Genomic DNA, 14,051 nt, shown 5'->3' on the forward strand with positions numbered 1-14,051 from the left:
TTTTTTAGTGTATTGATATTGGACAAGTAAATCAAATTTATAATAAAAAGGGACGGAAAAACTTGACATAAATTATTGGAATCGTTACATTATAAAAGTAACAGTAACTGTTACTAATACTAATCGAGGAGTGGTTTAAATGCAATATCGTGTTAACGGGGTAGAACTTCACGTTGAACAGAACGGACAAGGAGACCTCTCTCTTGTGTTTTTGCATTATTATGGCGGATCATTACGAACTTGGGGTAAAATTACTGATGTTCTGAAGGAAGAATATCACTGCATAGCTTATGACCAGCGCGGATGGGGGGATTCGGAAAAGTCGGCCGCTTCTTACACCATTAAGGATTTGGCTGATGATGCACAAGCGCTTATTCGGGAGCTCGGATTGAAACGCTATGTGATCATTGGTCATTCAATGGGCGGTAAAGCGGCACAGCTACTGGCTTCACGTCAGCCTGACGGACTGGAGGCATTGATTTTGGTTGCGCCATCCCCACCGACCCCTCAAGATATGCCTCAAGAAATGAGAAAGGCGATGGTTCAATTTTATGATAATCGTGAAGGTGCGGAAATTGCATTAAGCAATATTGCCTTACTTCCTCTTGAACAGAATGTACGTGAGATGGTGCTCGAAGATATGCAAAAAAGTGCGCCTATGGCTCGTGCGGCATGGCCTGAAATTGCAATGCTCGAAGATATATCTGCTGAAGTGATGCACATCGAAGTCCCTACGCTGGTGTTAGCCGGGGAATCTGATCCGGTAGATCGCTTGGAAACACTTTACAGTGAACTGCTGCCGCGCATACCTCAGGCAGAGCTGCGCGTCATTTCCCGAACAGGCCACCTTTCTCCTTTAGAAGTGCCTGATCAAATCAGTGCGGAAATCTCGAATTTTTTGGCCAAGCTTGAAATGAGTGGACTAAATCGGTCAAAAGATGCCCGTTAGCCTTTGAGGCGGAATGCGCAAGCATCTATCCCTCGGCAGTCTAGATAGTGGGCGTGCCAATCGGGGCCGGCGCATGATTGAAATGGTCAAACTTCAGTATCTTTAAGATCGCCACGGCGAGCCATGGGTACTATACCAACTCATACCGTGTTCCGTCAATGCTTTCATTGGTTGAATGTTCATTATCATGATCTGTTCAGCGATCGATATGCCAAAAAGCTGCACATCGGCAACACCATCTTGTTGTTTCTGGAGGCTACGATGAATGGGCGTAGGTCGGTCGAGGAGATCGCAACCAACCTCCGTTCGAAAAAGTGGCTCCAACAAGCTGTTCAGTTGGAATCCATCCATCCCAGTTCGCTCAATCGTAAACTGCAAACCGTTCCGTTAGACGTGCTGAAAGTCATTTACGCCGCGCTGGTTCAGCAGATTGCGTCGCACTATGCACTCAAGTCGGGTGTCGGCAACTTGGGCAAGTTACGAGCCATCGACTCCACCGAGATTTCACTGCCCAAAGTCCATGGGGAGTGGGCGTACGTCTCTAAGAGCCAGAACGCAGTCAAGATGCATGCGTCCCTGCTCATTGCCGCTGACCACCATGTGTGCGCCGATCGCATTGTACTTTCCACCGCCGAAATCGCCGATCTAAACACGGAAGTGGTTTTAGCGCTTGTAGGAGATCCGACGGAGACGCTGATCATGGATCGTGGCTATATCAACTACGCTCATTTTCTCGCATGGGTAAAGGCTGGCCAACCGTTTGTGGCGCGATTGCGGGCTGACAACAAGTGCCGTATCCTGCATAAGAGAGAGGTTGAAGCCGATTCGCCGATCTGCTTGGATGCGGATGTTGAGATGGTGGATTCGAATAGTGGCGAAGCGTTTAACGTGCGATTGGTGGAATACGAGGCGGTTGACAGCAGGACGAAGAAGAGGATCCGGATCCGCGTCATCACCACACGCTTCGATTTGACGGCGAAGGAAATCAGTGAAATCTACCGTTGTCGGTGGAAAGTGGAGTTGTTCTTCAAGTGGCTGAAACAGCATGTGAAATTGGAGAAGCTTTACAGCTTCAAGCCTGCAGCAGTGTGGAACCAGATCTACCTTTCCCTCATCGCGCATGCGTTGTGCGAGTTGATCCGGCTGACCGAACAACCGAAGGGTTCATGTTGGCGACTGCTACGATACTTGAATGCCTATGCCGGAGAGACGGTAGAAGACTTGATGACCGCGTTGGAGCGTACCCCGAGCAGGACCAGTCGAGGACGACGGAAGAAGCGAAAACGCGGGCGCCCGCGAAAGCATCCGAAGAAGCTGAAGCAGGCGCAAATCATAATTAAATAAGTTTAGGGAAATTAACATTAATTAGAAGTTGTTGACATGCCTATAGCTCCTTTACTGAGCCGTTGCCGTTTTTGGTCGTTCGCGTGTGAGATGAATTTCTGAATTTACAGAGAACTCTTTCAAGGCAACCCCAAAGCTGCATTGCCTCGTCAGAAAAGCAGCATTAGCCTCCGTTTCTCAACCGCTGCCGTAACATGGAAGCTTCTTTGCAAGAGTAGTGGACTAACCCCTCCCTTCCATCAGCAAAGAGGGGTTAGCTTTTGACCCAGTTCAATATTTTGCCATTTCCAAATCTTTTATTAAAGAAATGACACTCACTTTTCCATCTTTTATCACGAACGAGAGTTGATCCTGAATTTCGAAAGTATCGCTTCTTGAAAATATGAGAAGGGCTCCGAATCTTTGGTAGAATGGTGTTTACTTGGAACACTACACCCAAAGAGAGGAGCACCTTATAGGTGAAGTCTACCACAACGATCAGCAAAATTAAAACAGAATTTTCACTACAAAACGCAACGAGCTGCGGCGGCATCAAAATCTTCCTGGCCTTTCTCGAAAAAATCAAACTGCCGGAGGCGATGTGCAGCCTCTCCGGCGGCAAAGCGCGCAACTCCCTCTTCCCCGTTTACCGTATTCTGCTCTATCTCATCGTTGGCTGGATGCTTGGCTGCGAACGGATTTTTCATTTCCGTCGTTTGCAAAGCGACGTGCTGCTGAGGCGCTTTCTCGGCGGCCGCTGCCCGCATCACAGTCTGTTGTACAAGGAATTGATCCGGCTTGGTCGTTTCTGTCCCTCTCTGGTTAACGAACTGCGGAGGCTGAATCAAGAGATCATTCGACCCTGCTTGCCACCTGAGCTGATTCTCGATCTGGATTCCACGGTAGAGACCGTGTATGGCGATCAGTCCGGCGCGGCCAAAGGCACAAATCCACACAAGCCCGGGCGTAAGAGCTATCATCCCCTGCTTGCCTTTGAAGGCCAGAGCCGACTAAACTTGAACGCCGTGCTTCGAACGGGCAATACGCACTCTTCCACCGATGCGGCCGACTTCCTGCGGCAAACCTTTAGACTGCTCGACGAACACAAAGTGAAGTACGCAAGGTTCGACAAAGGCTTTGGCGGTGAAGATTTTTACAGCTTGTGGGAGCAGCACCACATCGGCTATGTCGGCAAGCTGAAATGGACCCAGCGGCTGGCCAAGGAAGTTGGGGCTTGTCGTTACTGGACGCGATATGTCGACGAAGAGTGGATCATCGAAGGTATTTGCTTGATCTACCAAGCGACCTCCTGGAACAAGGCGCGTCGTGTAGCGATCATCCGTAAGGCGCAAGTGTTCGAGGAGGGCCAAGGCCGCATTGTATTCGATTCGGACTGGCAGTACGAAGCCATGGTGACTAATCTGGAATGGGAACCGATCGATTTGTGGCGATTCTACAATCAGCGCTGCTGCATGGAAAATTACATTAAGGAAGCCAAGAACGGGTTTTCCATCGATCGCATTGCGACAGGTGATTTCAAAGCCAATGGTCTGGATCTGCTGATCAAGCTGCTGGCCTACAATTTGTTCGAGCGCTTCAAACGTGACTGCTGTGAGCCAGTCCATCAAGGCTATACGATTGCCCGGTTCCGTCTGGAATTCTTTTATTGCGCCGCAACGCTCATTCGGCATGGTCGCTCTATCCTACTCAAGCTTGCGAGGGACTTTCCCAGCCGTTATGTCTGGAAACGAATCGAGGTTCGAGTGGCGCAGTTAGAATAATGATAAGCAAAATTTTACATGGAAATCAGGACTGCCTCTTCATTGGGGAGGGGGAAAGACCATCTGCCGCAAGCTTCCGTCTCCACTAAAACATGGGAAACTCCCACCTTTTCACTTCTTAAGTCGCCATTGCTTTAGCATCTTGCATTGATCTTATGCACTTTCGAAATTCAGGATTATATACCATGGAGGATTAATGTGTATGGAAATACCGATCACAGGATTTATGATCCATTCGAATGACCCGGGCTCGGAGCATGATCACAGCCTGTTTATTACCTCATGGGATGGAAGACCGGTCAAAATGCATGTTCATCCCTTTTCAGGGCAGACTTCCGTCGATGTCGGGCATTTTCACCGCTATGCAGGAAAAACGGAGCCTGCTCCAAGCGGCGTTCCCCATGTTCATAATTATTATGTAGAAACCACAGTTGACGACCAACACGCGCATTTAATCAAAGGAACGACAGGCCCCGCGATTCCTTTGCCTAACGGAGGGCATTATCACTACTTCGAAGGTTTCACGACGGTAAACGGAAGAATTCCGCATTCGCACAGATATAGCGGGAACACAGGCAATGAAGAAGGATACTGATAGAAATACCTAAAAAGTTTATAAGATTTCTATGCACCTGCTCAAAATAATGAAGACCCTATGGTATATATACCACAGGGTCTTCAGGCTGTTATTTACTTAGAAAAAGAACGATTTCGTTATGATGACCAGCAAAATGAAGAGAACCAAGATTGCTGCCATGTTAGTGCCCATACCACCATAACCGTAACCTACTCCTCCAACAGCTTCGCTCATCCCACACTACCTCCTTGATTTAGAATACATTATATCTTATGTATGAATCGGTAGCTGGTAAGGGACAATTTGGTAAATTTGAATAAAAGGTGGTAGGCCGTTGTTCATTTTCTAATAGTTATGAATTTTAAAAGGCCCCGCCTACGCTTCGTTGTAGGAAAGGCCTTTTAAGGATCCGGAGGTTTTATAAATGAGTGGATTTGTTGTACTCACACTCATACTATGCCATTGTTTTTAATTGGCTATAAAAATAGTTCAATGACACTGGAGCTTAAATCATAGGGCGAATCCAAAGTTTTAATGCGATCGATCGAGTAAGGGCTTGAGAAATGGTAGAAGATCGGTATATACAACAAAAAAGACGCGGCTCCCGAAATTCGGAATCCCGCGCCCTATAAGGCTTCATAAGGATGCTGGTGAAGGGAATTGAACCCCCGACCTACGCATTACGAGTGCGTTGCTCTACCCCTGAGCTACACCAGCTTAACAAGTTGTCTGATTCAAAGAATCAAACGACACAAAAAATATTATACAGCTTTTTCAGGAAAATGCAACAGTTTTCTAAGAAAAAGTCACGGCACTATTGCAGCTTCGCCCGCACCGATTGAAGTTTCTGCTCGCTCGAGGAAGGTTTGTCGCGCCGGTCGTCGATTTTCACCGATGTCGAAACCCGCTGCGCTCCGGAAAGGAAAGGCGCTTCATGCAGTGCCGCAATGGCCTTCCACACGTCCTCCAGCTGCCCTTCGATAATCGTGCTCATCGACGTCAATTGATAGCTGATTCCCTGCTGGTTCGCCAGCACCTTTTGCATTTCCGCCACGTAAGCGCTCAGGCTGGTGGTGGCCGTTCCGATCGGAATGACCGTCACTTCCGCTATCGCCATTCGTTTTTCCTCCCCATCCTTTACTTGATCGCGTCTCTCCCTTATTGTATCCAACTCGGGAAAAGATAGCAAAAGCGAAAAAAGCGGCCATAAAATTCAATAGCCTTTCTTTGACGGAAAACGAATCAGCCTCTTGCAAACGAAAAAATCCTTCCCAAGCCGTTTCGGCCTGCAGCCAAGGTTGCCCTCTGCTCCAAAAAGCATTGGATGTATATTGCGCGGGGAAAAAGATTACGTTATACTTAGCGACAAGAATCGAACATCAGACATTATGCCGATGACCAGCATCCAACTGTGAGGCGTTTTCGACCGGGGCAGGGGTCTCTCCCGCCCTCTAAGTTAACCGGCTTTCCGTCCGTTACCGCGGAACCAAAGGGGATCGGCCCCTGCCGCTTTGAAGAAGCGCCATGCCGGTCAATTTGGGTGGCACCGCGAGCATGCGCTCCTCGTCCCAAAGGATGAGGGCGCTTTTTTGCATTTTCGGACAAAGGAGCTGTATGAACGATGTTAAGCATGCAATTTATTCGCGAAAATCAGGAGCGGGTGCAACAAACGGCGGCAAACAAAAACATCCCTTTCCGGGTGGAAGATTTGCTCGCCTGGGATGCGAAGCGAAAGGAACTGCTTCAGCAAACGGAAGCGATCCGCACACGGCGAAACCAGGTAAGCAAAGACGTCGCACCCCTGATGAAGCAGGGAAAACGCGAAGCCGCCGAGCCGCTGATGGCACAGGTAAAGGAAATGAACGAAAAGCTGGCCGACCTTGAAGCCGAGCTGCAGAAAGCCGAAACCCGGGTATCGGAGCTGCTTCTGCTCGTTCCGAATATCGTGTCGGAAGACACGCCCGTCGGCAGGGACGACGGCGACAACGTCGAAATCCGCCGCATCGGGGAACCGACCGCATTCAGTTTCGAGCCGCTGGATCATGTCGCTTTGGGCGAAATGCATGGGCTGTTCGACATTCCGCGCGGCGTTAAAACCGCCGGCACGCGCAGCTATTATTTGAAAGGCGCCGGGCTTTACCTTCACCTCGCCGTGCAGCGGCTGGCGCTCGACTTTTTGGCGGCGCGCGGATTTACGCCAATGGACGTCCCGGTCATGGTCCGGCCGGAGGCTTTGGTCCGGACCGGGTTCTTCCCGACCGGCCAGGATCAGACCTATGAAATCACGGACGAAGGAAAATACCTCGTCGGCACGTCGGAGGTATCGCTGGTGTCGTATTACGGCGACGAAATCGTCGACGTCGAAGAGCCGATCCGGCTGGCAGGCATGTCGGCCTGCTACCGGCGCGAGGTCGGCTCGGCGGGCCGGGACGTGAGGGGGCTGTACCGGGTCCATCAGTTCGCCAAAGTCGAACAGGTCGTCCTCTGCAAAAACGATCCCGACGTATCGGAGGCGGTTTTGCAGGAAATCACCGGCCACGCGGAGGCCATCCTGCGGCTGCTGGAACTTCCATATCGCGTCATGGCCGTATGCACCGGCGATATGTCGCAAAAAACCTATAAACAATACGATATCGAAACCTGGATGCCAAGCCGCGGGGCTTACGGCGAAACGCATTCGTCGTCGAACCTGCTGGACTTTCAGGCGCGCCGTTCGAACATCCGTTACCGCGACGAAGACGGCAGCCTCCGCTTCTGCCATACGTTGAACAACACCGCCGTGGCATCGCCGCGAATTTTGATCCCGGTCCTGGAAAATCATCAGCAGGCGGACGGCAGCATATATATCCCTCAAGCGCTCCGGCCGTATATGGGCGGCATGGAACGGCTGATCCCGCCGCAAGAAGCAAAGGAATATATGGGCACAGGTGAATAAATCAATCTCCATGGCACGCTGCTGCGCGAAGGATGCAGTTCATTTTCGGATTACGCAAAAGGTGGAGAGCGTCTGCCCGGGGCCGAAAACGTCGGCATGCGAACATAAACCGCAAGCGGCGCTTCCTTTTATTTGCAGCGCCCATCTTATAGAAATATACTGGTTGTACAAAATGTCAGGCATCATGAGGGATTCGCCTAAGTGGATAATCAATTGGAGGTGTTTTGAATGGAAAATCCTACGCAAGCGCAGGATACGGGAACCCTTTATCTTCAGGTCGCGATCGGAAGATTCAAAGAGCTTAAACAATCGGCCGAAAAAGCCGTAGCCCAAATCGCGGACGATGCCAAGCTGAACTGGACGCCGGGCGAAGAATCCAACAGCATCGCCATCATCGTCAAGCATGTCAGCGGCAACATGATCTCGCGCTGGACGGACTTCCTGACAACGGACGGCGAAAAAGAATGGCGTGAACGGGATGAGGAATTCGAAGGCACGATTGCGTCCAAGGAAGATCTCCTCTCCGTATGGAACCGGGGCTGGGACGTATTTTTGCAGGCGTTATCGGAACTGAAAAGCGAAGACCTGCTGAAGACGGTTTATATCCGGCAGCAGCCCCACTCGGTCCTTGAAGCCATCGAACGCCAGATGTCCCATTATTCCTACCATATCGGCCAAATCATATACATTGCCAAAATGATTCAAGGCGATGATTGGCAGACGCTCACCATACCGAAGCGAAAGAAATGATCATGAGGCATCCTTTCGGCCCCATTTCGCGGGCATTGGTCTCACAAGTTTGAATGTTCCCATAAAGCAGCCTTCCGTACCGGGTTTCACGGGAGGCTGTCTTCTTTACATGCCGCGGTTTAATTCCCGACGTTTTTCGGCTCTTTTTCGGGCATCCAGCTCCCGGCGCTGGTTGATCAGAATGACGCCAAGCATGGCGATAACAAGACTTAAGCCTGCGATCAGCACGATTTCCATAAAACCGCCCGATAGAACATATACCGCAAAAAGCACCAGCCCCGCCCCCATAAAAAAGAGGCGCCAATCACGAACTTCTCCATCGTTTCACTCCTTATGAAACAGCTTATTCCGAAGCTTTCTATGCCTGCAAAACAAGCCAAAAAGCAGATGCCTCGCAGAATAAATACATACTCAGGCCGTAACCCGATCCTGAAGTATTCATTTTTCTCTGCTCCATGCAAATAAAAATGATGAGCCGAAACGTCATGTAACCTTTCCCGCAGCCGATGACTATGCTGTACCATGAGGATTTGCGGATCCTGCAAGGATGACTATGGGCAAGGAGCGAACCGAATGATGAAACCGGATTATTCCTATATCCATGCCCGGCTGAAGTCGGGAAAATATACGATGAACAAGCTGGCTTCCGCGGGATTGACCCTGCTTATGCTGACGCTCATTTCCCGGGTGCTTCCCGTCCCGGAAACGCCCTGGTACGCAGCCGATCCCGACACGGCCATTTCGCCCGAAATCTGGGTGTACAGCTACGCGATGCTGATCTCCATCGCTTCCGATGCAGTGCTGGCTCTGCTCCCGCCGCTGAATGGATTAAAACAGGCCGCCTTGTACGCGGCCGCCGCTTATGCCTCCTTTTACTGCCTGTTCGCCAAAATGCCCGAATTTGACGGGTATCGGGAAATTGCGGCGGCGGCCGGCGTTTGCACGGTGCTTGTTTTTTTCCTGGGGAAGCGGATTTTCTCCGACCGCTCCCTGCTTACGCCCTTTTTTGCGCTTGTCGTTCCGCTTGTCTGCCTGTTTCTGATGTGATTTGAAACGGCTTTCGCAGCAAGCGGTCACAGCGCCTCGATCAAGTCTCCCGCGATCAGGGAGGACGGATGGCCGCGGAGAACGGCTGCGGCTTCCCCTGCAAGACCATGCAGGAAAACCCCGTAAGCGGCAGCCTGAACGCCGCTTAATCCTTGGGCCAACAGGCCGGCGATGATACCTGTCAGCACGTCGCCCGCGCCTGCCGTCGCCATGCCCGGATGGCCCGTCGTATTCACGTACGCAGTGCCGTCCGGAGCGGCGATGACCGTTCGCGCGCCCTTAAGCACCAGCGTTACCCGATGGGCCGCCGCATAACGGGCTGCGGCCCCGATCCGGTCCCGCTGGATTTCCTTCGCGGACAAGCCGGTCAGCCGGGCCATTTCTCCCGGATGCGGCGTCAGCACCGTATCCGCCTTCCTTGCCCGCCAGGATGGGAATTCCGCGCAGTCCGCCAGCATATTCAGCGCGTCGCCGTCCACGACGAGCGGACATTCGGACTGCTCCCAAATATGCCGCAGCCAGCGCCCGTCGCCGTCAAACCGCCCCAGTCCCGGGCCGACGGCCAGCACGCTGCGGCTTGCGGCAAGCTGAAGCACCGCCTCGGCGGAAGCCTCGTCCCAGTCCCCGGAGCCGGCGGGGGCCAGCATGATTTCCGGCGCTGCGCCGGCCATATGCGGCAGCAGCGTCGCGGGCAGCGCCCAGGTAACGAGGCCGCTGCCCGCGCGCAGAGCGGCCCGGCTGCACAGCAGGCCCGCGCCGCTCATGCGCGGGCTGCCGGCCGCCACAAGCACGTGGCCGTATGTGCCTTTGTGGCCGTCCGGCGAGCGGCGGCGCGCCGTGTCTACGCGCAAGCGGCCGCGCAGCACCGCTTCGGTCAGCAGGAAGGCGCCCCCTTCCAGCTGACCGCACAGCTCCGAGGGGATGCCGATGGAGCGCACCACCACCTCCCCGGCCGCTTCCGCGCCGGGGTACTGCGTCAAGCCTCGCTTCAGGAACGCGAGGCAAACCGTCAGCCGCGCCGCGATGCACGGCCGGCTTACTTCCCCCGTGTCGGCGTTCAGCCCGCTGGGGATGTCCGCCGACACGATCGGTTTGCCGCTGGCATTCGCCGCGGCAATCATGTCCGCGTACGCGCCCCGCGGCTCGCCATGGGCGCCGGTCCCGAGCAGGGCATCGACGATGCCCGTGCATCCGGCATAGTCCACGGCGTCGCGCCCGTGGACAAGCAAGGGGATGCCAATGGCCGCGGCGGCGTCCCGCTGCAGGGCGGCATCCCCTTGCAGTTGTTCCGGCGGCAGGGCATACGCCACCGTCACGCGGATGCCCGCCTCGCGCAAATATCGCGCGGCCACGAGGCCGTCGCCGCCGTTGTTGCCTTTGCCGGCGAGAATCAGCCAATGCTCGCGCTCCGGCCGTTCCAGCGCTAAAGCCGCATCGCCCCGGATGCGTCCCGCGTTCCCCGCCGCATCGCCGAAGCCGGCTGCCCCATGTCCATCCGTTTGGGCTTGCCGGCGTTCGCGGCACAGGCGAACCACTTCCTCCGCGATCGCTTTGCCCGCGTTTTCCATCAGCGCCGTGGAAGGAATTCCGACCTCTTCGATCGTGCGTCGGTCCAGCTCCCACATCTGGGCTGAAGTCACGATATGCATGTTGGCATTACCTCCTTTAACGGCGTCCGCAAAGCGGCATCATTACGATGCGTAGAGGATTCGGCGGACACCGGTCTCTCAATCTCATCATTCGCTTGCTAATCTTGAACAAACATCCATCCAAGAGTAAGACTCCCGGTATGGTGAAGCTTTATACGACGGCTTCAGCTTAATACGCGACCGTAAACCGGGAACGGACGAAATAAGGATCCTCCAGTTCGTCCACGAGCGCCGCGGCCAAATCGGCGATCGTAATCCGGCTGCTGCCCGCCTCATCCGTAATCAGCCGGTCGATGCCGATTCGGAAGTTCCCGCTGCGCGGGCCTTCCTCCAGCACCGCTGCGGGGCTGAGGTACGTCCAGTCGAGATCGGACCCGCTGTAAATGCCGTAAGCGTCGGCATGCGCTTTCGCCAAGAAATACAGCTCCTCCGGGAACGTCGGCGTATCCATCAGCCGCACGCCGTCATCAGTGATCAGGCTGCCTGCTCCGCCTACCACCAGCAGCCGTTTCGTCCCCGACCGACGTACGCCTTCGACCAAGGAACGCGCCGCCTCCAGCATTTCCTCCTCGTCGCCTGCTTGCGGACCGTAAGCGCTGATGACCGCTTCGCGCCCCTTGCAGTGCTCCGCAACCGAATCCGGGTCCAATAGATCCCCGATGACGGGATGCAGACGCTCATGCTCCATTTGCAAACGCGAAACGTCGCGTACGACGGCCGTCACGTCATGTTCGCGGTTCAGCGCCTCCTTCAGCAAAGCCTGCCCGATTTTGCCGGTAGCTCCGAATATCGTTATATTCATGGGATGAATGGTTTCTGTCATGAAGTAATCTCCTTCGTTTCGATTTGCTTTGTTTGGTTTAGAGCGGCACGGCGGACCCAGTCTGCCCGCCATACGCGCTACTCCTATATTACCCTCAAATGGCCGATCATGCCCATGGGTCTTTAAAATAAAAGCGCGGCGGTTCATCCCGCCGCGCCTTTCTTTATATTAAGAATGCACCGGCTCCAGTTCTTCGGCAGGCATGACGGCCGCCCTCAGTTCCAGCTCCAGCTCCTCCGCGTAGTCCCGCACCCGTTCTTCGCTGTAACCGAGACGCTCTGCCATGAATCGAATGACGGGTTCCTTCCACTGCCGCACCCAGGCGATGTCGAAAAACACGGCTCCGGTCCGCCGGATGAAAAAATCCACCGGTTTCGCCACCATCTCCTCTTCGATCCCGTACTTGAGCATCGCCTCCACCTCCGCGGATAACCCATGGTCCGTTCCGTTCTTTGCCCTAGATTGAACCCGGTCAAACACGGCCGGAACATTCGAGCCGTAGCGGATGGCAAGGCGTTTGGCGGTTTCCTTCGAGAGCCCGGCGCGCTCGCCCCTTTCCGTCATTTGCCGGACAAAATCGGGAAAACGGTGCGAGCCGCCCACATCGCCGCCGGAAATAGGCTGCCTCCGCGTCGCGCACGGGGCGAACGGTCCGTATCCTTCGGCCTGAAGCTTCCCGGCGAGAAGATCCGTGATCGTTTCGGCCATCTTCCGGTACCCTGTCAGCTTGCCGCCGGCGATCGTAAGCATTCCCGAAGGCGAAACGAAAATTTCGTCCCGTCTCGATACTTCCGAAGGCGCTTTGCCTTCCTCGTAAATCAGCGGGCGCAGCCCCGCCCAGCTCGATTCAATATCCGATGCCGTGAGCCGAAGCTCCGGAAATATATGATTGCAGGCTGCCAACAGGTAATCCCTGTCTCCGGAAGTCGCCCGCGGATGAACCGTATCGCCGACGTAGTCGGTATCGGTCGTGCCTACATACGTTTTCCCGTCGCGGGGGATGGCGAACACCATCCTTCCGTCCGCCGTATCGAAGTAGATGGCCTGCCGGAGCGGGAAGCGGACGCCGTCGAATACAAGATGCACGCCCTTGGTCAGGCGGAGCGTTTTGCCGGACTTGGACCGGTCAAGCTCCCGCAGCGTATCGACCCAAGGCCCCGTTGCATTGACGATTTTCCGGGCCCGAATGCGGTATTCTCCTCCATCGATGACGTCCCTGGCCTTCACTCCGACCAGCTTCCCGCCATCGTATAAAAGCTCCTCCGCTTTCGTATAATTGACGGCGTCCGCTCCGGCTTCCACCGCTTTTTTCATCACTTCGATCGTGAGGCGCGCGTCATCCGTCCGGTATTCCACGTAATAGCCGCCGCCTTTCAAACCCTGCGTCCGCAAAAGCGGCTCTTTACCGAGCGTTTCCTCTATGCTCAGCATCTTGCGCCGCTCTTCGCGTTTGACGCCGGCCAGGAAGTCGTATACGCGCAGACCGACCGACGTCGTGACCGCCCCGAACGTGCCGCCTTCGTAAAACGGCAGCAGCATCCATTCCGGCGTCGTGACATGCGGCCCGTTTTCGTATACCACGGCGCGTTCCTTGCCGACCTCCGCCACCATTTTCACCTCGAATTGCTTCAAATAGCGAAGCCCTCCATGAACCAGCTTCGTCGACCGGCTGGACGTCCCCGCCGCAAAATCCTGCATCTCGATCAGCGCCGTCTTCATGCCCCGCATCTGCGCGTCCAAGGCAATGCCCGCGCCCGTAATGCCGCCGCCTATGATCAGCACGTCATAGACCCCGTTTGCCATCTCCTCCAGCTTGTTTCTGCGATTCATCCCGGAAAACATATGCTTCATGCCGCAACCCCTCTTTCCATAAGTTAAGAAAAATATCGACCGGCAAAACCTTCAAAGACGACGGACCGCATCTTGCGGACATTTCCACATTTCCCTTGCAACTATATAACCCATAATCGCAAAAAAACCACGAATATCCCGCGGCATTCGCATCAAATGCGAAGCGCGGGCGTTCGTGGTTTTCTCAAACGTCTCCTACCGTCGTATGAACTTGTTGTTATTATAACACGCAAATGAAAATTGCAATATCCCTATTTATAAGCAATGACGGCCCGAACGGCTTTTTTCCTGCCCTCGTTAAGGCGGCTCTTATTCCCGGGCATGGCCTGGCCGGTTTGAATGACCGGTCCGATCTCAGCTTCCCGA

13 protein-coding genes and 1 tRNA gene are annotated in these 14,051 nt (G+C 54.2%); 7 read left to right on the top strand and 7 right to left on the bottom strand.

Going from position 1 to position 14,051, the window contains the following annotated elements:
- The first annotated feature begins 139 nt into the window (after positions 1-139).
- The 4 genes from GQY55_RS05535 (at position 140) to GQY55_RS05550 (ending at position 4,648) form a co-directional block, all read left to right on the top strand.
- Positions 140-949, top strand: a complete 810-nt coding sequence (locus GQY55_RS05535) for an alpha/beta fold hydrolase (RefSeq protein ID WP_036715737.1) — start codon at positions 140-142, stop codon at positions 947-949.
- 171 nt (positions 950-1,120) lie between these two features.
- Positions 1,121-2,293 (top strand): IS4 family transposase, encoded by a 1,173-nt coding sequence (locus GQY55_RS05540; RefSeq protein WP_236575439.1) that lies wholly within the window; start codon positions 1,121-1,123, stop codon positions 2,291-2,293.
- Between the two features lie 458 nt (positions 2,294-2,751).
- Positions 2,752-4,053 carry an IS1380 family transposase gene (locus GQY55_RS05545; protein ID WP_160038999.1) on the top strand — a complete coding sequence of 434 codons (1,302 nt, stop codon included), beginning with the start codon at positions 2,752-2,754 and terminating at the stop codon, positions 4,051-4,053.
- Positions 4,054-4,255: 202 nt separating this feature from the next.
- A complete protein-coding gene (locus GQY55_RS05550; protein ID WP_160039000.1) occupies positions 4,256-4,648 on the top strand; it encodes a YmaF family protein in 393 nt (130 codons plus the stop codon).
- 99 nt (positions 4,649-4,747) lie between these two features.
- On the opposite strand, the gene GQY55_RS31240 is transcribed toward GQY55_RS05550, so the two are convergent.
- From GQY55_RS31240 to GQY55_RS05560, 3 genes are all read right to left on the bottom strand, one after another.
- On the bottom strand, positions 4,748-4,864 hold the full coding sequence (locus GQY55_RS31240; RefSeq protein WP_212977366.1) for a YjcZ family sporulation protein: 117 nt from the start codon (positions 4,862-4,864) through the stop codon (positions 4,748-4,750).
- A gap of 411 nt (positions 4,865-5,275) precedes the next feature.
- Positions 5,276-5,347 (bottom strand) — tRNA-Thr (locus GQY55_RS05555).
- 97 nt (positions 5,348-5,444) lie between these two features.
- A complete protein-coding gene (locus GQY55_RS05560) occupies positions 5,445-5,747 on the bottom strand; it encodes an MTH1187 family thiamine-binding protein (RefSeq protein ID WP_160039001.1) in 303 nt (100 codons plus the stop codon).
- 504 nt (positions 5,748-6,251) lie between these two features.
- On the opposite strand from GQY55_RS05560, the gene serS reads away from it, so the two are divergent.
- Positions 6,252-7,565, top strand: coding sequence for a serine--tRNA ligase (serS, locus tag GQY55_RS05565; protein ID WP_160039002.1), 1,314 nt, complete (start codon positions 6,252-6,254; stop codon positions 7,563-7,565).
- Between the two features lie 228 nt (positions 7,566-7,793).
- Positions 7,794-8,315, top strand: a complete 522-nt coding sequence (locus GQY55_RS05570) for a DUF1572 family protein (protein WP_160039003.1) — start codon at positions 7,794-7,796, stop codon at positions 8,313-8,315.
- Positions 8,316-8,420: 105 nt separating this feature from the next.
- On the opposite strand, the gene GQY55_RS05575 is transcribed toward GQY55_RS05570, so the two are convergent.
- A complete protein-coding gene (locus GQY55_RS05575; RefSeq protein ID WP_160039004.1) occupies positions 8,421-8,588 on the bottom strand; it encodes a hypothetical protein in 168 nt (55 codons plus the stop codon).
- A gap of 300 nt (positions 8,589-8,888) precedes the next feature.
- Between GQY55_RS05575 and GQY55_RS05580 the strand changes: the two genes are divergently transcribed.
- On the top strand, positions 8,889-9,362 hold the full coding sequence (locus tag GQY55_RS05580; RefSeq protein ID WP_160039006.1) for a hypothetical protein: 474 nt from the start codon (positions 8,889-8,891) through the stop codon (positions 9,360-9,362).
- A gap of 26 nt (positions 9,363-9,388) precedes the next feature.
- On the opposite strand, the gene GQY55_RS05585 is transcribed toward GQY55_RS05580, so the two are convergent.
- From GQY55_RS05585 to GQY55_RS05595, 3 genes are all read right to left on the bottom strand, one after another.
- Positions 9,389-11,011 (bottom strand): NAD(P)H-hydrate dehydratase, encoded by a 1,623-nt coding sequence (locus GQY55_RS05585; protein ID WP_160039008.1) that lies wholly within the window; start codon positions 11,009-11,011, stop codon positions 9,389-9,391.
- Positions 11,012-11,180: 169 nt separating this feature from the next.
- Positions 11,181-11,813 (bottom strand): NAD(P)-dependent oxidoreductase, encoded by a 633-nt coding sequence (locus tag GQY55_RS05590; protein ID WP_160039813.1) that lies wholly within the window; start codon positions 11,811-11,813, stop codon positions 11,181-11,183.
- Between the two features lie 189 nt (positions 11,814-12,002).
- Complete coding sequence (locus GQY55_RS05595; protein ID WP_160039010.1) at positions 12,003-13,685, bottom strand: FAD-dependent oxidoreductase; 1,683 nt, start codon at positions 13,683-13,685, stop codon at positions 12,003-12,005.
- Positions 13,686-14,051: the final 366 nt, after the last annotated feature.

The organism is Paenibacillus sp. USDA918EY (assembly GCF_009870825.1).
GTDB lineage: Bacteria > Bacillota > Bacilli > Paenibacillales > Paenibacillaceae > Paenibacillus_AQ > Paenibacillus_AQ albilobatus.

Excerpts from the sequence above, each read along its gene's own strand:
- GQY55_RS05580 (WP_160039006.1), top strand. The coding sequence starts at position 8,889 with ATGATGAAACCGGATTATTCCTATATCCATGCCCGGCTGAAGTCGGGA.
- serS (WP_160039002.1), top strand. The coding sequence starts at position 6,252 with ATGTTAAGCATGCAATTTATTCGCGAAAATCAGGAGCGGGTGCAACAA.
- GQY55_RS05535 (WP_036715737.1), top strand. The coding sequence starts at position 140 with ATGCAATATCGTGTTAACGGGGTAGAACTTCACGTTGAACAGAACGGA.
- GQY55_RS05585 (WP_160039008.1), bottom strand. The coding sequence starts at position 11,011 with ATGCATATCGTGACTTCAGCCCAGATGTGGGAGCTGGACCGACGCACG.
- GQY55_RS05550 (WP_160039000.1), top strand. The coding sequence starts at position 4,256 with ATGGAAATACCGATCACAGGATTTATGATCCATTCGAATGACCCGGGC.
- GQY55_RS05595 (WP_160039010.1), bottom strand. The coding sequence starts at position 13,685 with ATGAAGCATATGTTTTCCGGGATGAATCGCAGAAACAAGCTGGAGGAG.
- GQY55_RS05560 (WP_160039001.1), bottom strand. The coding sequence starts at position 5,747 with ATGGCGATAGCGGAAGTGACGGTCATTCCGATCGGAACGGCCACCACC.
- GQY55_RS05590 (WP_160039813.1), bottom strand. The coding sequence starts at position 11,813 with ATGAATATAACGATATTCGGAGCTACCGGCAAAATCGGGCAGGCTTTG.
- GQY55_RS05570 (WP_160039003.1), top strand. The coding sequence starts at position 7,794 with ATGGAAAATCCTACGCAAGCGCAGGATACGGGAACCCTTTATCTTCAG.
- GQY55_RS31240 (WP_212977366.1), bottom strand. The coding sequence starts at position 4,864 with ATGAGCGAAGCTGTTGGAGGAGTAGGTTACGGTTATGGTGGTATGGGC.